The 25,307-nt window shown below is 38.3% G+C and carries 23 protein-coding genes; 20 read left to right on the top strand and 3 right to left on the bottom strand.

Going from position 1 to position 25,307, the window contains the following annotated elements:
- Window positions 1-801, top strand: coding sequence for a phosphonate ABC transporter, permease protein PhnE (gene phnE, locus FC84_RS00205; RefSeq protein ID WP_057754236.1), 801 nt, complete (start codon window positions 1-3; stop codon window positions 799-801).
- A 59-nt stretch (window positions 802-860) separates the two neighbouring features.
- Here phnE and FC84_RS00200 read toward each other — a convergent pair whose 3' ends face one another.
- On the bottom strand, window positions 861-2,006 hold the full coding sequence (locus FC84_RS00200; RefSeq protein ID WP_057753554.1) for an ABC transporter ATP-binding protein: 1,146 nt from the start codon (window positions 2,004-2,006) through the stop codon (window positions 861-863).
- Window positions 2,007-2,257: 251 nt separating this feature from the next.
- Between FC84_RS00200 and FC84_RS00195 the strand changes: the two genes are divergently transcribed.
- The 9 genes from FC84_RS00195 (at window position 2,258) to FC84_RS00155 (ending at window position 11,725) form a co-directional block, all read left to right on the top strand.
- Window positions 2,258-3,091: a DUF72 domain-containing protein gene (locus tag FC84_RS00195; RefSeq protein WP_057753551.1), complete on the top strand. Its 834-nt coding sequence runs from the start codon at window positions 2,258-2,260 to the stop codon at window positions 3,089-3,091.
- Window positions 3,092-3,201: 110 nt separating this feature from the next.
- Complete coding sequence (metG, locus tag FC84_RS00190; protein ID WP_057753548.1) at window positions 3,202-5,187, top strand: methionine--tRNA ligase; 1,986 nt, start codon at window positions 3,202-3,204, stop codon at window positions 5,185-5,187.
- Window positions 5,188-5,349: 162 nt separating this feature from the next.
- Window positions 5,350-6,129 (top strand): TatD family hydrolase, encoded by a 780-nt coding sequence (locus FC84_RS00185; protein WP_057753545.1) that lies wholly within the window; start codon window positions 5,350-5,352, stop codon window positions 6,127-6,129.
- Complete coding sequence (gene rnmV / locus FC84_RS00180; protein WP_057753542.1) at window positions 6,126-6,680, top strand: ribonuclease M5; 555 nt, start codon at window positions 6,126-6,128, stop codon at window positions 6,678-6,680. Before FC84_RS00185 ends, rnmV begins: the two co-directional genes overlap by 4 nt.
- The gene (gene rsmA, locus FC84_RS00175) at window positions 6,680-7,576 is read left to right on the top strand and encodes a 16S rRNA (adenine(1518)-N(6)/adenine(1519)-N(6))-dimethyltransferase RsmA (RefSeq protein WP_057753539.1); all 897 of its coding nucleotides are present in this window, start codon (window positions 6,680-6,682) and stop codon (window positions 7,574-7,576) included. The genes rnmV and rsmA overlap by 1 nt, the downstream gene beginning before the upstream one ends.
- Window positions 7,577-7,719: 143 nt before the next feature.
- Window positions 7,720-7,980, top strand: a complete 261-nt coding sequence (locus FC84_RS00170) for a Veg family protein (RefSeq protein WP_057753536.1) — start codon at window positions 7,720-7,722, stop codon at window positions 7,978-7,980.
- A 325-nt stretch (window positions 7,981-8,305) separates the two neighbouring features.
- The gene (gene purR / locus FC84_RS00165) at window positions 8,306-9,157 is read left to right on the top strand and encodes a pur operon repressor (protein WP_057753533.1); all 852 of its coding nucleotides are present in this window, start codon (window positions 8,306-8,308) and stop codon (window positions 9,155-9,157) included.
- A gap of 171 nt (window positions 9,158-9,328) precedes the next feature.
- A complete protein-coding gene (gene glmU / locus FC84_RS00160; RefSeq protein ID WP_057753530.1) occupies window positions 9,329-10,717 on the top strand; it encodes a bifunctional UDP-N-acetylglucosamine diphosphorylase/glucosamine-1-phosphate N-acetyltransferase GlmU in 1,389 nt (462 codons plus the stop codon).
- Window positions 10,718-10,750: 33 nt separating this feature from the next.
- The gene (locus FC84_RS00155; RefSeq protein WP_057753527.1) at window positions 10,751-11,725 is read left to right on the top strand and encodes a ribose-phosphate diphosphokinase; all 975 of its coding nucleotides are present in this window, start codon (window positions 10,751-10,753) and stop codon (window positions 11,723-11,725) included.
- A gap of 65 nt (window positions 11,726-11,790) precedes the next feature.
- On the opposite strand, the gene mscL is transcribed toward FC84_RS00155, so the two are convergent.
- Together mscL and FC84_RS00145 are read right to left on the bottom strand one after the other, a co-directional pair.
- On the bottom strand, window positions 11,791-12,195 hold the full coding sequence (mscL, locus tag FC84_RS00150; protein ID WP_057753524.1) for a large conductance mechanosensitive channel protein MscL: 405 nt from the start codon (window positions 12,193-12,195) through the stop codon (window positions 11,791-11,793).
- Between the two features lie 30 nt (window positions 12,196-12,225).
- The gene (locus FC84_RS00145) at window positions 12,226-13,566 is read right to left on the bottom strand and encodes an HD domain-containing protein (protein WP_057754234.1); all 1,341 of its coding nucleotides are present in this window, start codon (window positions 13,564-13,566) and stop codon (window positions 12,226-12,228) included.
- A 253-nt stretch (window positions 13,567-13,819) separates the two neighbouring features.
- On the opposite strand from FC84_RS00145, the gene FC84_RS00140 reads away from it, so the two are divergent.
- The 10 genes from FC84_RS00140 to acpS all read left to right on the top strand — a co-directional run bounded on the left by FC84_RS00140 (window position 13,820) and on the right by acpS (window position 25,306).
- Window positions 13,820-14,260: a YwiB family protein gene (locus FC84_RS00140; RefSeq protein ID WP_225733082.1), complete on the top strand. Its 441-nt coding sequence runs from the start codon at window positions 13,820-13,822 to the stop codon at window positions 14,258-14,260.
- A gap of 45 nt (window positions 14,261-14,305) precedes the next feature.
- Window positions 14,306-14,962 (top strand): DNA-directed RNA polymerase subunit delta, encoded by a 657-nt coding sequence (gene rpoE, locus FC84_RS00135; RefSeq protein ID WP_057753521.1) that lies wholly within the window; start codon window positions 14,306-14,308, stop codon window positions 14,960-14,962.
- A gap of 198 nt (window positions 14,963-15,160) precedes the next feature.
- On the top strand, window positions 15,161-16,789 hold the full coding sequence (locus FC84_RS00130; RefSeq protein WP_057753518.1) for a CTP synthase: 1,629 nt from the start codon (window positions 15,161-15,163) through the stop codon (window positions 16,787-16,789).
- Between the two features lie 295 nt (window positions 16,790-17,084).
- Window positions 17,085-18,407: a UDP-N-acetylglucosamine 1-carboxyvinyltransferase gene (locus tag FC84_RS00125; RefSeq protein ID WP_057753515.1), complete on the top strand. Its 1,323-nt coding sequence runs from the start codon at window positions 17,085-17,087 to the stop codon at window positions 18,405-18,407.
- A gap of 95 nt (window positions 18,408-18,502) precedes the next feature.
- The gene (locus FC84_RS00120; protein WP_057753511.1) at window positions 18,503-18,760 is read left to right on the top strand and encodes a type B 50S ribosomal protein L31; all 258 of its coding nucleotides are present in this window, start codon (window positions 18,503-18,505) and stop codon (window positions 18,758-18,760) included.
- A gap of 156 nt (window positions 18,761-18,916) precedes the next feature.
- Window positions 18,917-20,122: a multidrug efflux MFS transporter gene (locus tag FC84_RS00115; RefSeq protein WP_151425832.1), complete on the top strand. Its 1,206-nt coding sequence runs from the start codon at window positions 18,917-18,919 to the stop codon at window positions 20,120-20,122.
- Between the two features lie 277 nt (window positions 20,123-20,399).
- Window positions 20,400-21,494, top strand: coding sequence for a D-alanine--D-alanine ligase family protein (locus tag FC84_RS00110; protein WP_057753506.1), 1,095 nt, complete (start codon window positions 20,400-20,402; stop codon window positions 21,492-21,494).
- 44 nt (window positions 21,495-21,538) lie between these two features.
- The gene (locus tag FC84_RS00105; protein WP_057753503.1) at window positions 21,539-22,912 is read left to right on the top strand and encodes a UDP-N-acetylmuramoyl-tripeptide--D-alanyl-D-alanine ligase; all 1,374 of its coding nucleotides are present in this window, start codon (window positions 21,539-21,541) and stop codon (window positions 22,910-22,912) included.
- A 264-nt stretch (window positions 22,913-23,176) separates the two neighbouring features.
- A complete protein-coding gene (cshA, locus tag FC84_RS00100) occupies window positions 23,177-24,730 on the top strand; it encodes a degradosome RNA helicase CshA (RefSeq protein ID WP_057753500.1) in 1,554 nt (517 codons plus the stop codon).
- A 210-nt stretch (window positions 24,731-24,940) separates the two neighbouring features.
- Window positions 24,941-25,306 carry a holo-ACP synthase gene (acpS, locus tag FC84_RS00095; protein WP_057753497.1) on the top strand — a complete coding sequence of 122 codons (366 nt, stop codon included), beginning with the start codon at window positions 24,941-24,943 and terminating at the stop codon, window positions 25,304-25,306.
- The last annotated feature ends 1 nt before the right edge of the window (window position 25,307 follow it).

The following is a 25,307-nucleotide window of genomic DNA, read 5'->3' as shown; positions in this document are numbered from 1 at the left end:
ATGACGAGACGTGATCAGCCAGGATTAAAGCAACGTCAACAACGTTGGCTGTTTTGGGGAATTTTAATCGTTATGATTTACATTTGGAGTTTTTCGGGATTAGAATTTACGGGCATTAAAGCCTCTGCCGGTGAGGTGACACGTTCAATTATTGCGGGTATTTTTCACCCTGATTGGCAATACGTTTACGATGGCAGTGGCGAAGATTTAATTAGTTTAATTATTCAAACTTTGGCCATGGCTTTTCTAGGAACTTTTATTTCTGCAATCTTAAGTATTCCGTTTGCGTTTTGGGCAGCACGTACCGGACAGACTAAACTGCATTTGCGTTCTTCATCAGGTAAGTTTGTCTTGATTTTAATCCGAACTTTCCCAGAAATTGTTCTGGCAATTATGTTCATTAAAGCTGTTGGTCCAGGATCATTTGCTGGTGTTCTAGCCGTTAGTATTCACTCGATTGGCATGCTGGGTAAATTATTTAGCGAATCAATCGAAAATATTGATGCTGGTCCCAGTGAGGCTTTAATTAGTAGTGGCGCAAATCGCAGCCAAGTTTTAACTTTTGCGACATTACCAACTGTTTTGCCAGAATTTATGTCTTATACACTTTATCGTTTTGAGATTGCCGTTCGTTCTGCTTCTATTTTAGGTATGGTAGGTGCTGGTGGTATTGGCACGCCGTTATTATTTGCTTTGCAAACTCGGGCTTGGTCACGAGTGGGAATTATTTTGTTAGGCATTATTATTACTGTTACTTTGACAGATTATTGCTCTGGGATGATTCGCAGGCGGCTTGTTTAAAAGAGTTAAATAAAAAAGCTTGAGACAATTTGTCTCAAGCTTTTTTTGTGGGTAATTAATTAAGCATTTTTTGGTACGCGTTGTTCATCTTTAGCTTTTTCAACGATAGACAAGGTTGTGTCTTTATCGAAGAAGTGAGCCTTGTTAAGGTCAAAAGCAACAGTAAATGATTCACCAGGATTATGGAAATCACGAGCATCAACTTTGGCAACATATTCAGTTGTGCCAGAGTTTAAGTAAAGCATTGATTCTGCACCAAGTAATTCGGAAACAACAACTTTACCAGTAACAGCTGCATCTGGGAATGTTTCAAGGAAGGCTTCTTCAGTATGAATATCTTCAGGACGAATACCTAAAGTTAAATCTTTACCGTTGTAGCCATCTTCGTTAAGGATTTTTGCACGTCCTTCAGGAACAGCTAAACGAATATTGTCACCAGTATCAGTTAAAATACCATTTTCATAATGAACATCGAAGAAGTTCATAGCAGGAGAACCCATAAATCCAGCGACGAATTTATTCTTAGGTGTATCGTAAACTTCTTGTGGTGTACCAATTTGTTGAACTTCACCCATTGACATAACAACAATTCGGTCAGCCATAGTCATTGCTTCGGTTTGATCATGGGTAACGTAAATAGTCGTTGTATTTAAAGTTTGATGTAATTTAGCAATTTCTGCACGCATGGAAACACGTAACTTAGCATCCAAGTTTGACAAAGGTTCGTCCATTAAGAAGATAGGAGCATCACGTACCATTGCTCGACCTAAAGCAACACGCTGACGTTGACCACCAGATAAAGCAGCAGGCTTACGGTCAAGATATTCAGTCAAGCCAAGTGATTCAGCAGCTTTGTCAACCCGTTGTTTGATATCTGCTTTTTCATATTTACGTAACTTCAAACCAAAGGCCATGTTATCAAAAACAGTCATATGTGGATATAAGGCATAGTTCTGGAATACCATGGCGATATCACGATCTTTAGGGGCAACGTCGTTCATCACTTTGCCACCAATCTTTAAGTCGCCTTTACTAATGTCTTCCAAACCGGCAATCATTCGTAAAGTTGTTGATTTACCACAGCCAGAAGGGCCGACAAAGACGATGAATTCGTGATCATCAATGTGTAAGTCGAAGTCTGAAACAGAGTAGTCAGTTGCGTTAGGATATTGTTTATATAAATGATCTAAGTCTACTTTAACCATGTGTGAAATACCTCTTTCTTTTTTGAATACGATTACAGTATAAAAGAAAACGATTTCTATAACTAGAAAAAGTCGCACAAAAAACAAATTTATCTGTTGTGCACTTTGACGAAAATGCTTACAAAATGACCGAATCATTTAAAAACAAAACTGAAGGTGTGGCTTAATGAAGATTACTTTTCTCAAAATTCACGATCAGGTATGATAATAGTAGCTACTGAATAATCATTAAATCAGACAGAGGAATTAAAATGGACTTAATTGGATTAACAACTTGGAGTGGGCATCCCCATTTATTTCCAGAACTACAAAAACCAACTTTACCCATGTATGCCAGTGTGTTTCCGGTAGTCGAGTTAGACACTTTTTTCTATGGATTAAAGGCACCTAGCGTAACTGAAAAATGGGTCAGTGAAGTACCGGTTGATTTTCATTTCATTGTTAAAGTGCCGCGTGAATTAACTTGGCATACTGAGTTAGCTGCTGGGCAAACTTATGAACAATTATTTGCTAATTTCCTAACGACAATTGAACCTTTAATTAGAACACAGAAATTAGCTGGGGTATTGTTACAATTCCCGCCGTCGTTTACGTTAACTTCGGCAACATTGAATTATTTGCGCTTTGCTCGAGAACATTTACCGAAGTTGCCGATTTTTCTAGAGTTGCGGCATCGTAGTTGGTATCAGCCTGATTATCAACAAAAGCTAGTCGCTTGGTTAACGAAACTGCAAATCACCATTGCTAATATTGACGAACCGGATATTGGTGAAGAAAGTGTGCCGCTGGTTCCCTTAGTGACAACACCTCAACTAAGTTTCTGGCGTTTTCATGGACGTAATGCAGTTAACTGGGCTAAAAAAGGTAAAGGTACTAAACAGGGACGTACTCTGTATCGTTATTCTGACGCAGAATTGGTTGAGTTAGCAGCTCAAGTACGGCCGATTAGTCAGCAGGTAGCGAAAAACTATCTGATTTTTAACAATAATTCTAATTTTGATGCGGCAGATAATGCCTTACGTTTTAGCCAATTGCTAGGCCTGAATTACCAACGACCTGGTGGTGAGCAGATTGATCTATTTTAGTTAATCAATTAAATAGCTACCGACGAAATAGACTTGCTAAGTTGCGTTTCACCGGGACTTTTGATGTGCTATAATAGCAACTATGAATTAAGACGCTGGAGGTTTTTTGAGTGACAAAACCAACTTATTACATTACAACACCTATTTACTATCCATCAGGTAAATTAACGATTGGTAATTCTTACACAACTATTGCAGCCGACTCATTGGCTCGTTATAAACGATTAAAGGGCTTCGATGTTTTCTTCTTAACAGGTACAGATGAACACGGTCTGAAAATTGAACAAAAGGCTGAAGCACAAGGAATCACACCACAAGCTTATGTTGATGGTATGGCTGCTGGTATTCAAAAGTTGTGGCAGACATTAGAAATCACTAACGATAAGTTTATTCGCACAACTGACGATTATCATGTTAAAGCAGTTCAAAAAATTGTTGAACGCTTAATTGAACAAGGCGATGTTTATTTAGGTAAATATACTGGCTGGTATTCAGTTTCTGACGAAGAGTACTTCACTGAATCTCAATTAGCAGAAGTTTACCGTGATGATAATGGTAAAGTGATCGGCGGCAAGGCACCATCTGGTCATGAAGTCCAGTTGGTTAGTGAAGAATCTTATTTCTTTAAGATGAGCAAGTATGCTGATCGTTTATTGAAATATTATGAAGAAAATCCACAATTCATCCAACCAGAGACACGTAAGAATGAAATGATTAATAATTTCATCAAGCCTGGTTTGGAAGACTTGGCAATGTCTCGAACAACCTTTAACTGGGGTGTACAAATTCCTAGCAATCCTAAGCACGTGGTTTATGTTTGGGTTGACGCATTATTGAACTATATTACTGCACTTGGTTACGGCAGTGATGATGATAGCCTCTTTAATAAATACTGGCCTGCTAATGTTCATTTTGTCGGTAAAGAAATTGTACGTTTCCACACGATTTATTGGCCAATTATTTTGATGGCTTTAGATTTACCATTACCTAAGCAAGTTTACGGTCATGGTTGGTTATTAATGAAAGACGGTAAAATGTCTAAGTCTAAAGGTAATGTTGTTTATCCAGAAATGTTAGTTGAACGCTACGGCCTTGACGCTTTGCGTTATTACTTAATGCGTGCCTTTCCGTTTGGTCACGACGGCGTCTTCACTCCTGAAGACTTTGTTGATCGGATTAACTTTGATTTGGCTAACGATCTAGGTAACTTGTTGAATCGGACTGTTGCTATGATTAATAAGTATGAGGATGGACTAGTACCTCATGAATTAGCTAAAAATAATCAGTTTGATCAACAGTTAGCTCAAACAGCTACTGATGTTATTAAAAAATATGATGAAGCAATGGATCATTATCAATTCCCAGTCGCATTAGAAGCAATTTGGCAATTAATTAGTCGCGCTAACAAGTACATTGATGAGACTGAACCATGGAAATTAGCTAAGGATCCTGAACAAAAGCTTGCATTAGCTAATGTCATGGGTCATTTAGCTGAGAGTTTACGCATTGTAGCTATCTTGCTACAACCAATGTTGACACATGCGCCTAAACAAATTTTTGACCAATTGGGTCTTAATGAGGCTGAATTACAAGAATCTAATCCAATCTTTGGTCAATTCCCAGCTGATCGTCATGTGGTTAAGAAGGGGACACCGATCTTTCCACGTTTAGATCGTGATGAAGAAATTGCCTATATTAAAGGTGAGATGACTAAAGAACAAAAGCCAGCTGCAGAAGCTGAACCGCAAGCAAAAGAACATAAAAAAGAGATTGAGTTTGATGATTTTGATCACGTCGAAATTACAGTGGGCGAAATTTTAGCTGCTGAAAAAGTTAAAAAAGCCGATAAGCTCTTGAAATTCCAACTTGATTTTGGACACGGTGAAAAGCGTCAAATCCTATCAGGTATTGCAGAATTTTATCCTGACTTTGAACAATTAGTTGGCAAAAAAGTCTTGGCAGTTACGAACTTAAAACCACGTAAAATTCGCGGCGAAATCTCTAACGGCATGTTGCTTTCTTCTGAAGATGATGAAGGACATGTTAAGTTAGCGATTGTTGGTCCAGAACACGAAAATGGTTCATTAATCGGTTAATTAATATTAAAAATTGGGACAAAACGATGGCTTTGTCCCAATTTGTGCATGTAAGTGGTCTTTATTTTTAATGAAATGTATTTCGCAGTTTTAGTAAAGTATCTAGAGGCCAGTGATGTACTTAATGACAGTTAGATTAATCATGATTTAAGGAGTAATCGTTTGAAAATTTTTGATTCACACACACATTTAAATGATGAAGCATTTCTCGGACAAGAGGCTACCTATGTTCAACGTGCAGCACAATTAGGCGTTGTTAAGATGGCCATGGTAGGATCCAATACGAAACTAAATGCTGGTGCATTAAAGTTAGCGGCCGATTTCCCCCAGCTATATGCGATTATCGGCTGGCATCCTGAGGACGCTAAGGATTTTGATGCTGTTGCAGAACAAGAGTTACGACAGCAATTGCAATTGCCTAAGGTTATTGCGGTGGGTGAGATTGGGTTAGACTATCACTGGGATACTTCGCCACGCGATGTTCAACGAACGGTCTTTCGTAAACAATTAGCCCTTGCTAAGGAATTAGATTTACCAGTCTCAATTCACACCAGAGAAGCATTGCAAGATACGTACGATATCTTAAAAGCAGCGCAACTACCAGCTGGTCGGATTATCATGCATAGCTTTAATGCTGAGGTTGAATGGGTTAAACGCTTTTTGGACTTAGGTGCTTACTTGTCTTACAGTGGTGTGGTGACGTTCAAAAATGCAGCTTATTTGCGAGACAGTTTGAAACAAACGCCTTTAGATAAGTTATTGGTGGAGACAGATGCGCCTTATCTGACCCCAATACCTTATCGCGGTAAGATGAATGAACCGGGTTATACGCGTTATGTTGTTGAAGGAATTGCTAAAGAACTAGGTCTGCCAACGGCGACAATTGCTCAACAAACATATCGTAATGCCTTAAAAGTTTTTGATTTAGAGGATAGCAAATGATTAAAGAAGTTATAGTTGTTGAGGGCCGCGATGATACGCGGCGCCTACGCGAAGTTTTTGGTGAAGTTGATACGATAGAAACACAAGGTTCAGCTGTTCCGGAGCATATTTTAGCGCAAATCGAGAAAATTGCAGAAACTCGTGATGTTGTGATCTTAACGGATCCGGATTTTAATGGAGAAAAAATTCGCAAGCGAGTTTTAGAAGTGGTTCCTCAAGCTAAACAAGCTTTCCTACCACGTCGTGAGGCACGCCCTCATAATCGCGGCAGCTTGGGCGTTGAACACGCTTCAGATGAAGCTTTAAAGACAAGCTTAAAAAACATGTTAACAACAGCTTCATTAGCAGAAGTAGCACCGTTAATCTCACAAAATGATTTAGCTGATCTTGGGTTAATTGCTGGAGTAGATGCAAAGACACGCCGGGAACAATTAGGTGATTATTTGCATATTGGCTATGCTAATGGCAAACAATTGGCGCGTAAGTTACAAATGTTTCAAATTACACCTAAAGAATTAAAAGATGCCATGACAGAAATGGGGTTACTTTAATGGTCGAAATTCAACCACTAGATATTGCTGATCCAATCCGTACTCAAGCAATTTTACGACGTTACGGTTTTCAATTTAAGAAGAGCTTGGGCCAGAATTTTTTAACGAACAAAGCTGTTTTAAACGGTATTTTAGATGCTGCTGATTTACAACCGACTGATTTAGTTGTGGAAATTGGCCCGGGTATTGGCTCGTTAACTGAACAATTGGCGCGGCGTGTTAAGCAAGTTGTTGCTGTTGAAATTGATGAGCGACTACTGCCAATTTTGGCGGACACTTTAGCACCATACAATAATATTGAAGTGGTGCATCAAGATATTTTAAAAACAAGTTTGGCTGAATTAACAGCCAACTATCCTGATCATGGGGCAATCAAGGTTGTCGCTAATTTGCCTTATTATATTACGACACCAATTATGTTTAGTTTAATTAACGGTGAAGTGCAACCAGATGTCTTAGTGCTAATGATGCAAAAAGAAGTGGCACAACGAATCACGGCTAATTCTGGCAATAAACATTACGGTTCACTTAGTATCGATGTTCAAACGCAAATGACGGCTGAAATAGCACAAATTGTTCCCAGAACATCTTTTGTGCCGCAACCTAATGTTGATTCTGCTGTTTTGGTTTTGCAACGATATCAGCATTCGCCTTATCAGATTGATCATCCAGAAATGTTTTCAACTATCGTGAAAAGTAGTTTTCAGCAACGACGCAAGAGTTTGCAAAACAACTTGGCTAATTTATTTGGTAAAGATAAACGTGAACAAATTACGCAAATTATTACGGAATTAGATTTGCCGGCACAGGTGCGGGCAGAACAGTTACCTATTCAAAAATTTATTGATCTAAGTAATGCATGTTTCACAACTTTTGCAAGTAAGCGTTCTAAATAGTGGCTGCATAATGTTCTGAATTGAAAATAATGGCGGTTAGCAATAAAGTCAGCTATTGGCGTTATCTGATTAAGCAGCGAACATTGGCATGGTTGTAAATTATGATAATTCGTGATATAATGTTTCACAAGGAGTGGATGTATATGCCAATGTCATTAGCTACAATTAAGCATCAATTGGATGATCATCTCGGCCAACATTTAACTGTTGTTGCACAGGCTGGTCGCAAGAAGATTACGCGTCGTCATGGTACGTTGAAAGAAACATATCCGGCTGTTTTCGTGGTTGATTTGAATCAAGATGAAAATGCTTTTGAACGTGTTTCATACAGCTATACTGATCTGCTAACTAAGTCAATTGAAATCGAATTCGATGGCAACGACTCAGCAACTACAAATAACTAATATGATTTCCTAAAATAGACTTTGGTATTTGACCTAGGTCTTTTTTTGTGGTCGTTGCTATTTACTTATGGCATATGAACACTTTTGTGTTATGATTAAAAGACGAACGATAGTTAGAAGATAGTGGCATTGTTCACTTTAATATTCGCATTTATAATATCTTTAAATGTCACATGTAATCGGATAAAAATGTGCTAACGTGCGATTGATGATTTACTTTTTATTATATTTAAATAATGCTGATTGTTCGTTTTAAAGATAAAATTCACTTAAATTATTAAACAGGTTTAAATTAAACTATTAATTAGATAAGGAGTCGTTACTTATGAAGATTCGTCGTAGTGATCGGTTAATCGACATGACCAATTTCTTACTCGACCATCCTCGAGAATTAGTTGCTTTACCATTTTTTGTAAAACGTTATGGTTCTGCTAAGTCTTCAATTAGTGAAGATTTAGTGATTATTAAACGCGCATTTAAAGCGCAAGGGTTGGGCGTTGTTCGCACATTGCCTGGTGCAGCTGGTGGGGTAGAGTATTTACCAGGTATTAGTGAACCCTTAGCTCGAGATTTCTTAGAGTTAATGGCCGAAAAAATGGCCGATAGCAATCGTTTATTACCTGGTGGTTATTTGTATTTGTCAGATCTTTTAGGTACACCCAATTATTTAAAAATAATTGGTCGCTTAATTGCGGCGCAGTACTCTGAAGAAAAAGTTGATGCTGTGATGACTGTGGCAACTAAGGGAATCCCCATCGCGCAAAGTACTGCTAACTATTTAGGAGTGCCGTTTGTGGTTGCTCGTCGTGATCCTAAAATTACCGAAGGAGCTACCGTTAGTGTGAATTACGTTTCAGGTTCATCTGATCGCGTGCAAAAGATGGAATTGTCTAAGCGCAGTTTGTCAGATGGTGCCAATGTGGTCATTGTTGATGACTTCATGAAAGGCGGCGGTACGATTCATGGGATGCATGATTTGATCAAGGAATTTAATGCTCATTTAGTTGGGATTACCGTTTTTGCCGAGACCGCGTTTAGTGGCAAGCGTGCTGTTCAAGACTATACATCATTATTAGAAGTAACAGAAATTAATACCCAAACTGATCAGATTCTCGTTCAGCCAGGTAATTATTTAGAAAAGTTACAGTTAATAACAACGGCTGAAAATGCTGATTAGGTTCAATGTTACTTATAGAAAAAAGACTAATATTGCGTGCAATATTAGTCTTTTTTGTAGATTAGGATAACGAAGGCGCTTGCTTGGCGTTTTCTATTGAGTTTCCTTTTTTGGTAAGTTATTATTAATGGTGTGAATGAGTTAATTGGTATAGACGAAGGGAAGTTTATTATGTCGAGTCGTTATGCGATTGTCCTGGCTGCTGGTCAGGGTACGCGGATGAAATCTAAACTTTATAAGGTATTACATCAAGTTTGTGGTCGCGCCATGGTTGATCATGTGATTACCCAAGTTGAATTGGCTAATCCTGAACAAATTGTGACCGTTGTCGGCCACGGAGCTGAAGCTGTTGAAGAATTATTAGGTGATCGTAGTGCTTACGCTTTTCAAGAAGCGCAATTAGGGACTGGTCACGCCGTTTTACAGGCTGAAGCACAATTAGGAACTAAAGAAGGTATGACCTTAGTTGTTAACGGTGATACACCACTTTTGACGACGCAAACTTTTGAAAAACTATTTGCTTATCATCAAGCTAAAGGCGCTAAGGCAACAATTTTAACAGCCAATGCTGATGATCCTACTGGTTATGGTCGAATTATTCGTAACGATTTAGGGATTGTTGAACGAATCGTTGAACAAAAAGATGCCAGTAAAGAAGAAGCTGCTGTTCACGAAATTAACACTGGCGTTTTCTGTTTTGATAATCAAACATTATTTAACGCTTTGCATCAAGTTACAAATCAAAATGCGCAAGGTGAGTATTATTTAACAGATGTTATTCAAATCATTAAAGACGCTGGCGGCATTGTTGCTGCTTATCAAACACCAGATTTTACTGAATCACTAGGTGTTAATGACCGGGTTGCGTTATCCGTTGCAACTGAAATCATGCAACAACGCATTAATGAACAACATATGCGTAATGGCGTCACTTTAATTGATCCTAAAACGGCTCACATCGATATCGATGTTAAAATTGGCGCTGATACGTTAGTTGAAGGTGACGTTAACCTAAGGGGACATACTGAAATTGGCGCAGACTGTGTTATTGGTTCGCACTCAGAACTAGTTGACGCTAAAATTCATGATCGGGTGCATATTACCAGCTCAACTATTGAGGAAGCAGAAATGATGACGGGCTCTAATATTGGCCCCAATAGTCATTTACGTCCTAAAGCTATTATTGGTGAAGATGCACATATTGGTAACTTCTGTGAAGTCAAGAATGCAACAATTGGTGCTCGCACTAAAGTGGGTCACTTGTCTTATGTTGGGGATGCCACATTAGGAACTGATATTAACGTTGGTTGCGGTGTTGTATTTGTTAATTATGACGGTGTTAAAAAATTCCATACTAATGTTGGTGATCATAGTTTTATTGGTAGTAATAGTAATTTAGTTGCACCCTTAGAATTAGATCAACATAGCTTCGTTGCAGCTGGCTCAACGGTTACAGACGATGTTCCAGAGCATGCAATGGCCATTGCCCGGGCCCGTCAAGTTAACAAAGATAACTATTGGCAAAAATTACCCCTTGCTCAAGATCCTGATTGGTTATAAAATCTTGTTAGTGTGTCAAATTAGGAGGAAACGATGACTAGTAAATACGTAGAGTCAGGGCTTAAAATTTTTGCCTTAAATTCTAACAAACCGTTAGCAGAAAAAATCGCTGCTGCGGTCGGTGTACCATTGGGAAAATCATCTGTAACACGTTTTTCAGATGGTGAGATTCAAATTAACATTGAAGAAAGTGTTCGTGGTGATGATGTTTTCTTAATTCAATCCACTTCTGCACCTGTTAATGATAATTTGATGGAATTATTGATCACAATTGATGCTTTACGCCGTGCATCAGCACGAACAATCAATGCGGTGATTCCTTATTATGGCTATGCACGTCAGGATCGCAAGACCCGTGCTCGTGAACCAATTACAGCGCGCTTAGTTGCTGATATGTTGCAACGTGCTGGTGCTGATCGGATTGTTGCCTTAGATTTACATGCTGCACAAATTCAAGGTTTCTTTGATATTCCAGTTGATCACCTTGTTGGTTCACCATTACTTGCTGATTATTTCTTATCTAATAAGTTAAATGAAGATGCAGTTGTTATTTCTCCAGATCATGGTGGTGTTGGTCGTGCTCGGCGTTTGGCTGAGTTCTTAAAAACACCAATCGCCATCATCGACAAACGTCGACCTCGTGCTAACGTGGCCGAAGTGATGAATATTATTGGTAATGTTGAAGGCAAGCGAGCTATCATTATCGATGATATGATTGATACAGCAGGTACGATTTCGTTGGCTGCTCAAGCATTAGTTGATGCTGGAGCAACTGAAGTTTACGCTAGCTGTACACATCCCGTCTTGTCAGGACCAGCTATCCAACGAATTACTGATTCACCAATTAAGAAGTTGGTTGTGACAGACTCAATTCAATTAACACCAGAAAAATTGATTCCTAAGATGGCGCAAATTTCTGTTGGACCATTAATTGGGGATGCAATTAAACGTATTTACGAAAATCAAGCAGTTAGTCCATTATTTGTTAATCGCTTTACACAACATTAATGATCATCTGTGCGAATCAAAAAGGTGCCAGTCATATGACTGGCACCTTTTTATCTTGTTCAATATTATTGAACTGAATCGTGAGTTTCATTGTTTTTTTGTTGAGTGGCTAATAAATCACGGATTTCTTTAAGATATTGTTCATCAGCTGGTGTTTCTTCTTCGGGTTCTTGATGTCCTGCTAAATCACGTAATCGATTGAAAGTCTTGACAATGATAAAAATAACAAACATCATAATCAAGAATTCAATGATATCATCAAGGAAACTACCGACTGTGAAAGTAGCAGAGCCTAAAGAAAACTTAATTGAAGACAGATTGATTGAATTTGAGAATAAACCTAATAAGGGACTTAAAATATTTTTAGTTAAGGACGTTACCAAAGATTTAAAGGCACCACCTATTAAAACACCAACGGCCATGTCAACGACATTACCACGAGAAATAAATTCTTTAAATTCACTAAGCATTTGACGCGCTCCTTTTTACATTTACTTAAATTATAATTGATTTTGTGGATCGATTAAATTGTCATTGTGTAAATAACTTTGGAATTTTTGATACAAGGGTTCAAATAATTGCAACTCATCTGGATGGATCATTTCGCGAGGGAAGAAGAAACGCTCATCCCCAGTACTTTTACCGGTAATGGCACCTACTAAAGGACTAACAGTTGAGAGTTCTTCCAACGTTCCGTCTTGTTCCATCAATTCAATTTGAGTTTTTGGCTCTTTAGATGATGGATCATAGGCATCGTAAGGTAAATCGTAACTATCATTGATGGCTGTGTAATATTCCGGATTGAAACCAGCTTCTTCAATCAATTTTGTTAAGTCAGGGATTAAATAACGTGTTTCTGGGGTGAAACGAACTGATTTGAACGGACGACGATCCAAAAACCGCGAGGCTAAGTCACATAAAATATCGTCAGGGTGGTCACGCCACAATGTAAAGTAGGTCGTTAAGGTACCATCGTCAAGTTTAAGGTAGTTCGTGAGATCCCAATTGTTTTCTAGGAAAGGGACTAGTAATGTTGGTGTCTGACTAGCTGACATTTGACCGTGTTCATATAAGTATTTTGCCCGGTGTAACAAATGATTGAGGACAACTTCCATTGAACGACTAACTGGGTGGAAATAAACTTGTTGATACATTTGGAAACGACAGACAATATAATCCTCAACGGCATGCATGCCATCACTTTGAAAGGCGATGCCGCTTTTATAAGGACGCATCACTCGAAGAATTCTCGTTAGATCAAACATCCCGTATTTTGTGCCCGTATTATAGGCATCACGTAATAAGTAATCCATTCGGTCAGCATCAATTTGACTACTGATCATTTGAACAACCTGAGGATTAGGGTAAGTTTTGCCAATCACACTAGCGACTTCTTCTGGGAATTCTGGACTGACTTCTTTTAAGACTTTGTTTATCTGTGTTTCTGGTGAAGTTAAAATTGCTTGCGTAATTGCTTCATGATCAGTATCAAAGATATGTTCAAAAGTATGAGATTCAGGACCGTGTCCGAGGTCATGTAACAAGGCAGCACACAGCGCCACAATACGCTCATGATCATCCCAAAGACCATCGCCAGGTGTTTGCGTCGGATAATTACGTTGAAAATTATCACAGATTTGCCGGGTAATTTCGTAAACACCGACGGAATGGGTGAAGCGTGAATGCTCTGCTCCGTGGAATGTAAAAGAGGATGCCCCTAATTGTTTAACCCGACGTAAGCGCTGAAATTCCGGTGTATTAATTAAATCAAGAATAACTTTATGAGTGACATGAATATAATTATGGACCGGATCGCGTAGTACTTTTTCACGCGGTAGCATCACAATGTTTCGCACAAGCTCAACTCCTTAAACAAATCGTCACGCTGAATCATTAAATTCAGCTTTAGTTGTAATAGCAACGATTATTATTTTCTTTTGTTTCTAGTATAACGTAAACTGGCATTTTCTGTGCAGCATGTCGTCTTTTTTTCAATAAAAAAGTGCTTTTTTCGAAAAAAATACGCATAATGTCTTATAATGAGTTAAATATACGAAAAATATTATTTGATTTAATGGGGAGAGGTGAAACAGCGTGTTGGATTTTGAGACGGCGGTACCAATCAATATTCATTTAACGACACAAATTGAGCAAGATGGTGAACTTAGCCAGCATGTATTTGATGAGGAGGGCCAACTTTTCCAAATGGGGTCAACCTTGTACTTGCGTTATCACGAGACAAATGCGGAAACTAACGAAACAGTGCCCGTAACTTTGAAGTTACAAGAAGATGGTTTAGTTATTTTGACGCGAGGTCAGGGTAATACCCGTCTACAGCTGCATTTTTCAGCTGATCATGAAATCAATACAGTTTATCAAACACCGTATGGCAATATTCCAATTATCACCCGCACCACTATGATGAAAGTTCGCCTGCAAGATGAACCAACAGCTGGTGAAATTAAAGTTGATTATCTTTTAATGAGTGGACGAGATCAACTAGGAAAATACCAATTACGATTGATTTTCCAATAATAATCGAGTATTATAAAAAGTAGATTGCTGAAAGGATGTGTCCCCGTGCAACTAGATATTTTTGCGGGTCAGAAGAAATCCGAACTATCAATGATTGAGGTTGCTCACGCTATTCTAGTAGAGTCTGGCGAAGCAATGCCCTTTGCTGATATTGTTAACCAAATTCAAACCTATTTAGGTAAAAGCGATGAAGAAATTCGCGCTCGCTTAGGTCAGTTCTACACTGACTTAAATGAGGGTGGTAGCTTTATTTCACTTGGCGAGAATGTTTGGGGCTTACGTGAGTGGTACCCATTCGATTCAGTTGATGAAGAAGTTAACCATCCTGAAGATGAAGAAGATGTTCCTCGTAAGAAACGTCGCCATAAAGTTAATGCATTCTTAGCTGACGTTTCTGATGATGACGATGTTATTGACTACAACGATGATGATCCAGAGGATGATGATACATTAGTTGCACCAGCCGATGACGAAGATGAGGATACAGTCGCTAGCACCAATATTACCAGCGTCTTCAAGAGTAACGATATGACAAATATTGACGATGATGACGATGATGACGATAGTGATGAACTCGATGATGGTATCGAAGGCCAATTATCAGAATTCAATGATGATGAGTTAGTTGATAATACTGACGCTGATTTTAGCGATGATGATGACGAAGCTGACGATGATTCTGAGGAAGACGACGAAGATTAATTATCGTGCTTGATCGTTATGATCTTAGTTGAAAATATTTCTGCATACAAAAGACTTGACGAATGCTCAAAATATTTGTAGTATATTTTTTGGGCACTTTACAATGTAAAGTCAATCGCATTAAGTCTCCTATTCATTGAATAGGAGACTTTGTTTTGTTTTATCCCTGATTTTTACAACTTATAAAGGAGTGTCAAAATGACAAAGTATATTTTCGTAACCGGTGGCGTTGTTTCTTCATTAGGTAAGGGTATCGTTGCTGCATCACTTGGCCGTTTGTTAAAGAACAGAGGCTTAAAAGTAACGATGCAAAAATTCGATCCCTATATCAACGTTGACCCCGGAACGATGAACCCTTACCAACATGGTGAGGTATTTGTTACCAATGATGGTGCTGAAACCGATTTGGATTTAGGTCACTACGAGCGTTTTGTCGATAATGATCTTAATCGATACTCCAACGTGACAACTGGTAAAGTTTATTCTGAAGTCATTCGGCGTGAACGTCGTGGTGATTACAATGGTGCAACTGTTCAAGTTATTCCTCATATCACCGATATGATTAAAGATCGCATTATGCGTGCTGCTAACACTACTGACTCTGATGTTATTATTACTGAAGTTGGTGGGACGGTTGGTGATATTGAATCATTACCATATCTGGAAGCATTACGCCAAATGAAGGCTGAAGTTGGTGCTGAAAATGTTATTTACATTCATGCAACTTTAATTCCTTATTTGCGTGCTGCTGGTGAAATGAAGACTAAGCCAACACAACATAGTGTTAAAGAATTACGTAGCTTAGGTATTCAACCTAATATTTTGGTTGTTCGTACGGAACAACCCATTACTCAAGAAATGCGCAATAAGATTGCTAATTTCTGTGATGTTGATCCTGAAGCAGTTATTGAATCATTGGATGTTAAAACATTGTATTCAATTCCATTGAACTTGCAAAAACAAAATATGGATCAAATTGTTTGCGATTATTTGCATTTAGATACACCAAAAGCAGATATGACCGAATGGCAACAATTAGAACACCGTGTTCAAAACTTAACTCACAAAACTAAAATTACTTTAATTGGTAAGTATGTTGAATTGCAAGATGCTTATATTTCTGTTGCAGAAGCTTTAAAACATGCCGGTTATGTGTTTGATTCAGATATTGAACTTGTCAAAGTTCAAGCAGAAGATATTACTGATGATAATGTTGCAGACTATCTCGGCGACACTCAAGGTATTATCGTGCCTGGTGGTTTTGGTAATCGTGGTCTTGAAGGTAAGATTGCTACGATCAAATATGCTCGAGAAAACAATATTCCATTCTTAGGTATTTGTTTAGGTATGCAAATGGCCTGTGTTGAATTTGCTCGCGATGTTCTAGGCTATGCTGATGCAGATACAACAGAAGTTAATCCTGATACTAAACACAACATTATTGATCTAATGGCTGATCAAGAAGGCGTTGAAAACATTGGTGGTACTTTACGTTTAGGCGCTTATCCTTGCAAGTTGAAGCCGGGTTCAGTTGCTGCTGCTGCTTATGATAATCAAAGTGTTATTCAAGAACGTCATCGTCATCGTTATGAATTTAATAATAAATACCGTGATGAAATGGCCGCTAAAGGGTTTGTATTCTCAGGCGTTTCACCTGACAACCGTTTAGTTGAAATTGTTGAATTGCCAGAGAAGAAATTCTTTGTGGCAGCTCAATATCATCCAGAATTCTTATCACGTCCAATGCGACCAGAAGGTTTATTCAAAGCTTTTGTTAAGGCTGCGTCTGACTTGCCAGAACATCCTTGGGAAAAAGCTGAGAAGTAATTTTCAGCCGTTTTGCTGATGAATAGCCAAACACCGTCAAAAATTCAAGTTGGATTATTGACGGTGTTTTTGTATAATTAATTCTATTAATCTGTCAATTTTGTTGTGAAACTTTTCAACAGATGTTGAATTATAGCTTGTTTTTTCACAGAGAATTCTATATGATAGTTATTGGTAGCGCCTGTGTTTCGCAAGAGCCTACTTAATTATTCGAGATAAGAATTATTCTTATTTGCCGTTTCATATTAGCCAATCAAATAATAATTAATTACATGATGATAAAGGAACCTGCCACATGAAAAAAATGATTATCCATGGTGGAAAACCACTATCTGGTGAAGTGGTTATCGGTGGTGCTAAAAATAGTACAGTTGCATTGATACCAGCCTCCATTCTTTCTGAGTCTAAGGTTCAACTTGATGGTGTTCCTTTGATCCAAGACGTTAAGAATTTAAGAGCCATTCTTGATGATATGAATGTCTCTTCAGAACTTAATGAGACTTGTCTAGAAATTGATCCAACACAGATTGTATCTAAGCCATTACCTAATGGCAAAATTAAGAGTCTACGGGCCTCATATTATTTTATGGGGGCTTTATTAGGGCGCTTCGGTAAGGCGATTGTTGGGATGCCTGGTGGCGATGATATTGGTCCTCGGCCAATTGATCAACATATCAAGGGGTTTGAAGCCTTAGGTGCTCGTGTTAGTAATGAGCGTGGTGCGATGTTTATTCAAGCACCTGATGAAGGGTTGCATGGCGCACGTATTTATTTTGATATGGTCTCTGTTGGCGCGACAATTAATGTTATTTTAGCTGCCGTGCGTGCAACAGGTACAACTATCATTGAAAACGTAGCTAAAGAGCCTGAAATTATTGATTTAGCAACCTTCTTAAATAATATGGGTGCTAAGATTCGTGGTGCCGGAACTGATACAATTCGTATTGAAGGTGTTCCACACTTATATGCACGAAATTCGCACACTATTATTCCTGATCGAATCGAAGCAGGAACTTATTTGTCAATGGCTGCAGCTATTGGTAATGGTGTGACTGTTAAGAACATTATCAGCGAACATTTGGATTCTTTCTTAGCTAAAATGGAAGAAATTGGTGTTCATTTTGATGTCAACGAAGATAGCATTTATGTTTATCCAACGGGTGACCTCAAGATGGTAACCGTTAAAACAATGCCATATCCAGGTTTTGCAACTGACTTGCAACAACCAATTACACCATTATTGTTAAAAGCACAAGGTGAAGGTATGATTGTTGATACCATTTATCCTAAACGTGTTCGTCACGTCCCAGAATTGGTACGAATGGGCGCTAATATCACAGTTGAAAATGATATTATTTTGTTACATCATACTGATCAATTACAAGGCACAGACGTTACTGCAGATGAGATTCGCGCAGGAGCAGCCTTGATGATTGCTGGTTTAATGGCAGAAGGCACAACAACAATTCATAAAGTCGAGAATATCTTGCGTGGCTATGATCGAGTTATTATGAAACTCACTAATTTAGGCGCTAATGTTGAAATGGCTGATGAAGCTGATGTTGTTGATGCAAATTCGGCAGTAGATCCCGTTGTTGCTGAAAAAAAAGCATTGTAAAATGACATTGGTCATGTTAAAATTATTAATTGTTAGTGATTTGTCGAATTGGACTCTAATATAGCAAATATATTAGGGAAAAGGAGTTAGGTAAAATGAAACAAGGAATTCATCCAGATTATCATGAAGTAGTATTTATGGATTCAGCTACAGGTTATAAATTTGTTGCTGGTTCAACCAAAACATCTAATGAAACGGTTGAATTTGAAGGTAAAGAATATCCATTGATCCGTGTGGAAGTTACTTCAGATTCTCACCCATTCTACACTGGTAAACAAAAGTTTACTCAAGCCGATGGTCGTGTCGATCGTTTCAACAAGAAATATGGTTTCACGGACGAAAACAAAAAGTAGTCAAAACTTTTTCTTGTTTTCTAAAAAGGATTTGGGATTTTTATCCCAAATCCTTTTTTGTTGTATCAAAATTGGTCTATAATAAGATTTAAGTAATTGAGACTAGGAAATAACTAGAGTTAGTGTTGGTTTAATGAGATCGGATGGTTTTAAATAATGAGTAAAACAAAAAAGCGCCTGCCACAATGGCAACAAAATTTACGCATTTTGTGGTTCGGTTGTTTTATGGTTGGGATTGGTTTTAGTTTAATTACCCCCTTTATGTCCTTATATATTGATTCTTTGGGGAAATATACAACTACTCAGTTGAATTTATGGAGTGGGGTTACTTTTTCATCAACCTTTTTGGTGACTGCAATAGTTTCACCAATGTGGGGTAAGTTAGCGGATAAAAAGGGTCGTAAATTGATGCTAATGCGTGCATCATTGGGCATGGCTATTGTCATTGCGTTAATGGGACTGGTCACTAATGTTTACCAATTAGTTGCTCTACGGTTCTTGCAAGGTGTTTTTTCCGGCTATATTAGTAATTCTAACGCGCTGATTGCGACGCAAACGCCAGTTGAACATAGTGGACAAGCATTGGGTACTTTAACGACTGGCAGCGTCACAGGGACGCTTTTAGGACCATTATTGGGTGGTATTGTTGCGACGGCTTTTGGCTATCGAGTAACTTTCTTTATCACAGGTTCAGTGCTATTTTTGGTTTTCTTCCTAACTGTTTTTGGGGTTCACGAGAAATTTACACCGATTGCGCGAGATGCTCAGCAATCAATGCGTACGTTATTTTCCGAGTTAAAACATCCTGAAGTTATTATTGGCATGTTTGTCACAACATTAATTGTCCAGGCTTCCAATAATTCGATTAACCCAATTTTAAGTTTATACGTGCGTCAGTTAGTCGGGCATACCAGTAGCCTAAATATTATTAGTGGTGTGATTGCGTCTATTCCAGGAATTGCCACGTTAATTGCTGCACCTCGATTCGGCGCACTAGGTGATCGCATTGGTACGCAAAAGATTCTATTCTTCGGATTATTATTGGGCTTACTTGTCTACTTCCCACAGGCCTTTGTTCAAAACGTTTGGCAATTGGGCATCTTGCGTTTCTTCGTAGGAATTGTCGATGCAGCATTATTGCCGCAGGTCCAGACATTGTTAGCTAAGAATGCACCTCATGAAGTAACAGGCCGTATTTTTAGTTACAATCAGTCGTTTCAAGCGACGGGAAATGTTATTGGTCCAATGTTAGGTTCCGTTGTTTCTGGTGGTTTTGGTTATAGCGGCGTTTTTATTTCCTCAACGATTTTAGTCTTTATTAATTTAATTTGGGTTCGTTTTTCAACGCGCGAAATTAATTAAACACTGATATCGACAGCATCTGCTCAGACAGATGCTGTTTTTTGTTGGCTTAAATCGACTAAAAAGGTAGAATGGTATTAATGAGATTTTGTGCTTTGATGAGTTAAGTCTCAGATTTAGACTTTTAATAGCTGATGATTAGAAAGTTGTAACGTTATGAAATATTGATGACAATCTTAAGAATATCTTGATTTTGTCTTAAGTTTTGGATTAAAATAAAGGTTCATTTACTCGGGAGTTAAATCAAAATTTGTATTTTTAGGAGGACATCACGCAGATGAAATTATACTTTATGTACGGTGGACGTACAGCAGAACATGACGTGACAATTATGAGCACGCATTCCGCACTTGAGGCGATTGACTATCATAAATATGAGGTTATTCCAGTTTATATCACACGTGCAGGTGAATTTATCAAAGGATTACCAATCACAGAACCAGTTCCTAACGACCAAGCACTTAAATTGGACGTTGCAAACGAAGCTGGTTGGCGCAAGGAGCCTGAGCATTCTTTAGGCACTAAATTCCAGTTAGAAGAATTGGCTAACGCTAAAGATGCTGTTGTTTTTCCAATGATTCACGGAACGTTCGGTGAAGATGGTACCATTCAAGGTTTGCTTGAAGTCTTAAATGTTCCTTACGTTGGTGCTGGTATTCGTGCAAGTGCCGTTGCTATGGATAAGATTATGTCCAAAATTATCTTTGATGAATTTGGTATTCCTCAAGTACCATACGTTGCGGTTTTAGCAGCTCATTACCAAGACGAAAACAATGTTGAAGCTGTTCACGAAAAGATTGCAACTAAATTAGGCTTCCCTGTTTACGTTAAACCAGCAAATGGTGGTTCAAGTATTGGGATTACTAAGGTCGATGCTAGTGATGACTTAAAAGCAGCATTAGACTTAGCCTTCAAGTATGATGATCGGGTTATCGTTGAAAAAGGTATTGTTAATGCTCGTGAATTAGCAGTTGGAGTTTTGGGCAATGAGAATCCTAAAGCTTCTATTGCTGGTGAAATTGGTAAGAAGCAAGAATTTTATGATTTTGAATCGAAATTCGTTGACGGTTCAACGAAGTTAATTATCCCTGCAAGCATTACGCCAGAACAATTGGCAGCCGTTCAGAAATATTCAATCTTAGCTTTCAATGCGGTTGGTGCAACTGGCTTAACACGCGCAGATTTCTTCTTAGATGAAGCTGGTGCAGTTTACTTAAATGAAATTCAAACATTGCCAGGTTTCACTAAGTTCTCGATGTATCCCTATTTATGGCAAGCAAGTGGCGTTAGCTATGCAGAATTAATCGATCAATTAATTCAATTAGGTATTGCTGAGTTTGAAGTAAAAAGTCAAATTTCAGCAAACTTCTAAGCTTCAACAAGTTCATAAGTAAATGACAGTGAGGTCCCAAATTAATGAAAATGACATTAGCCGAAATTGCGCAGGCGGTTGGCGCAGTAGTTTCAGAAGATCAAGTAGCACAATTTAAAAACATTATTATCGATAACATTGCCATTGATAGTCGCAAGGCAACTCAAGGAAGCTTGTTTGTGCCTTTAGCTGGTCAGCGTGATGGTCATGATTTTGTTGGTAATGCTCAAAGTAACGGTGCTTCTGCAACTTTTTGGCAAACTGGCCATGATAATCGTCCTGATAATATTTCGGTTGTTGAAGTTGACGATCCATTGGCAGCCCTACAAGGGTTAGCTAAGTATTATTTAATAAAAGTTAATCCAAAGGTTGTAGCTGTTACTGGTAGTAATGGTAAGACAACCACGAAAGATATGGTTGCAGCAGTGCTAGCAACACAAAATAATACAGCTAAAACCCAAGGTAATCACAATAATGAAATCGGTGTTCCTTTAACTATTTTAGGTATGGAGACCAACACTGAAGTACTGGTTGTGGAAATGGGAATGGATCATTTTGGCCAACTGACATTTTTAAGTGATATGGTTGAACCTGATATTGCTGTTATTACCATGATTGGTGAAGCCCATATTGAATTCTTTGGTACACGCGATAAGATTGCCGATGCTAAAATGGAAATCACTTCAGGGTTAAAAGAAGATGGCACTTTAATTATTAATGGTGATGAACCATTGTTAACTGCGCGTGCAGAGAAATGGGAACCGTTGACATTTGGTTTTGAAGATCATAATTATCTTTATCAAACGTCAATGAAACTCGGTTCAGAACAATCAGAATTCACGGTTAATAAATGGCCGGAAATTACATTCTCAATTCCAATGATGGGAGAATTTAACGTCTTAAATGCGTTGGCTGCTTTAGCAGTTGGTCGGCGTTTCCACATTAAGCCTGCCGATATGGCTAAGGCTTTGGCAACATTCCAACCAACGGCAAATCGCAATCAATGGTTGCAGGGTCAGTCAGGTACGATGATTTTAAGTGATGTTTATAATTCTAATCCGACAGCTGTTCATGAAGTTTTGCAGAGTTTTAAAGAAGTTACAACAGAAGGCCACCATATTGTCGTTCTGGGCGATATGCTAGAATTAGGCGAGAAATCCGGCGAACTTCATGCTGGCTTAGCAACTGATTTAACACCGGATGAGATTGAACAGGTTTACTTATATGGTCCAGATATGGCTTATTTGTACCAAGCCTTGCAATCGCGCTATTCAGCTGACAATTTACATTACTATGATCAAAATCAACAAGAACAGTTGATTGAAGATTTACGCGCTGATGTAACAGCTGCAGATTTAGTTTTGTTAAAGGCTAGCAACGGCATGCATTTTGATCGTGTGTTAGCTGGCTTAATGTAAAAAAGAGAAGTCAAGACAATTTTGTCTTGGCTTTTTTGTTTTATAGCTACTAGCCAGTTAGACCAATATTTGCAAATATTAAGGCGCTTTTCAGAAAACATAATCAAACGTTCTGCTTGTGATTCGTCTTAAATAATGGTAATATATTAGGAACGCTGTTAAGACAGTGTTATTGAAAAAAGTGATTGCAGGCAGACTTAGTGAATAAGTAATGAAAACCTTCTGTGATGTGATTGTTTTTTTCAGAACATAGGAGGATATTTTTTGAAATTTTCAGAACTTAATTTAGATGAACAACTGTTGACTGCAATCGAAAAGGCGGGCTTTACTGAAGCAACGCCAATTCAAGAACAAACAATTCCCTTGGTATTAGGTGGCGATGACGTTATTGGTCAGGCCCAAACTGGTACTGGTAAAACTGCTGCCTTTTCATTACCAATTATTCAAAAAGTTGATATGAACGAACATCATATTCAAGCGCTGGTTATCTCACCAACTCGTGAATTAGCTGTTCAAACTCAAGAAGAAGTTTCTCGTTTAGGCCGCGGCAAACATGTTCGCGCACTTGCTGTTTATGGTGGTGCTGACATTGGTCGCCAAATCCGTAACTTAAAAGATTCACCACAAGTTTTGGTTGGAACACCTGGTCGTTTATTAGACCATATTAATCGTCGGACTGTTCGTTTAGATCATATCAACACGATCGTTCTTGATGAAGCTGATGAAATGTTAGACATGGGCTTTGTTGAAGATATTGAAAGTATCTTAAGCCATGTTCCTAACGAACATCAAACTTTACTTTTCTCTGCAACAATGCCTAAGGCTATCATGGGTATCGCTGAGAAATTCATGCAAAGTCCTAAAATTGTTAAGATTAAATCTAAAGAATTAACAGCTGATTTAATTGATCAATATTACATTCGTTCTAAAGAATTTGAACGTTTTGATATTATGACTCGTTTATTCGATGTTCAAAATCCTAAATTAGCGTTGATCTTCGGTCGGACTAAACGTCGTGTTGATGAATTAACTAAGGGTCTTCAAGCGCGTGGTTATAAAGCTGAAGGTATCCATGGTGATTTAACACAACAAAAACGGATGAGCGTTTTACGCCAATTCAAGAACGGCGAATTACAATTCTTAGTGGCAACTGATGTTGCTGCGCGTGGTTTGGATATTTCTGGTGTAACTCATGTTTACAACTATGATATTCCGCAAGACCAAGATAGTTACGTTCACCGTATTGGTCGTACTGGCCGTGCTGGTGCCAAGGGTGTTGCCGTAACTTTCGTTGCACCTAACGAAATGTCTTACTTACATGCCATTGAAGAATTAACTCGTGTTCGCATGACACCACTTAAACCTGCAACTGCTAAAGAAGCTTTCCATGGTCAAGTACAAATGGCTAACCAAACGATTGATGAATTAGTCGCTAAGAGCGGTACTGAACGTTTTGAAGGACCCGCTCAAGAATTATTAGCAAAATATTCACCTGAAGAATTAGCCGCTGCTTTGTTGAAGTCATTAATTAAAGACGCTAATGAGGTCCCTGTTCATATTGCTCCTGAACGTCCATTACCAGGACGTAAATCTTCTCGTAGCAATCATGGCAAGAGTCGTGGTGGTTATCGTGGTAATGGTAATCGTCATGGCTATTCACATGATCGCCATGGTAACGGTGGTTCACGGAATCGTAATGATCGTGATCGCAACAACCGTAATTCTGGTCGTAAACACGATTCAAACCGCAACTCAGATTCTAAACGTCATTCTTCAAACAAGCGTAACTTTACAATTCGCAAGAATCCTAATGCTTAATTAAAAAGTGTAATCTTAACCAAGACGAATCTTCGTCTTGGTTTTTTTATACCTAAATTTGGCTGACCATGCTGAGAAAATAATGCGATTAGCCTTAACTCATTCCAATAACTTTAGATGAATTGATTTCATCTTGTTTTGAAAAGGTTAAATTTTACTAATTTGAACATTTCGCTTATGATAGAAAAGAAGAGAAAAGGATGTGTTCAAATGATTTATGGGATTGGAATTGATCTGACAGATATTCCACGAATTACCCAAGCTTATCAACGCAATCAGCGTTTCGCAGAGAAAGTTTTAACAGAGAAAGAATTGGCTGTTTTTCATCAAACAACGAATCAAAAATTTCAAATGGAATATTTGGCCGGTCGCTTTTCCGCAAAAGAATCTTATTCTAAGGCATATGGAACAGGTTTAGGTAAGATTGGTCTCCATGATATTGAAATTCTTGATGATTCACTAGGTAAACCAGTTATTACCAAACAACCCTATACCGGTGCAGCTCACGTTTCAATTTCGCATACTGATGCACTGGTGACCACAGAAGTTATTATAGAAACCGCAGAGAAGGAATAAA

Origin of the sequence: Lapidilactobacillus dextrinicus DSM 20335, from assembly GCF_001436095.1 — a bacterium.
Taxonomy (GTDB): Bacteria; Bacillota; Bacilli; order Lactobacillales; family Lactobacillaceae; genus Lapidilactobacillus; species Lapidilactobacillus dextrinicus.
Note: the sequence above shows the minus strand (reverse complement) of the source record. Positions and strands in the feature narration are given on the sequence as shown.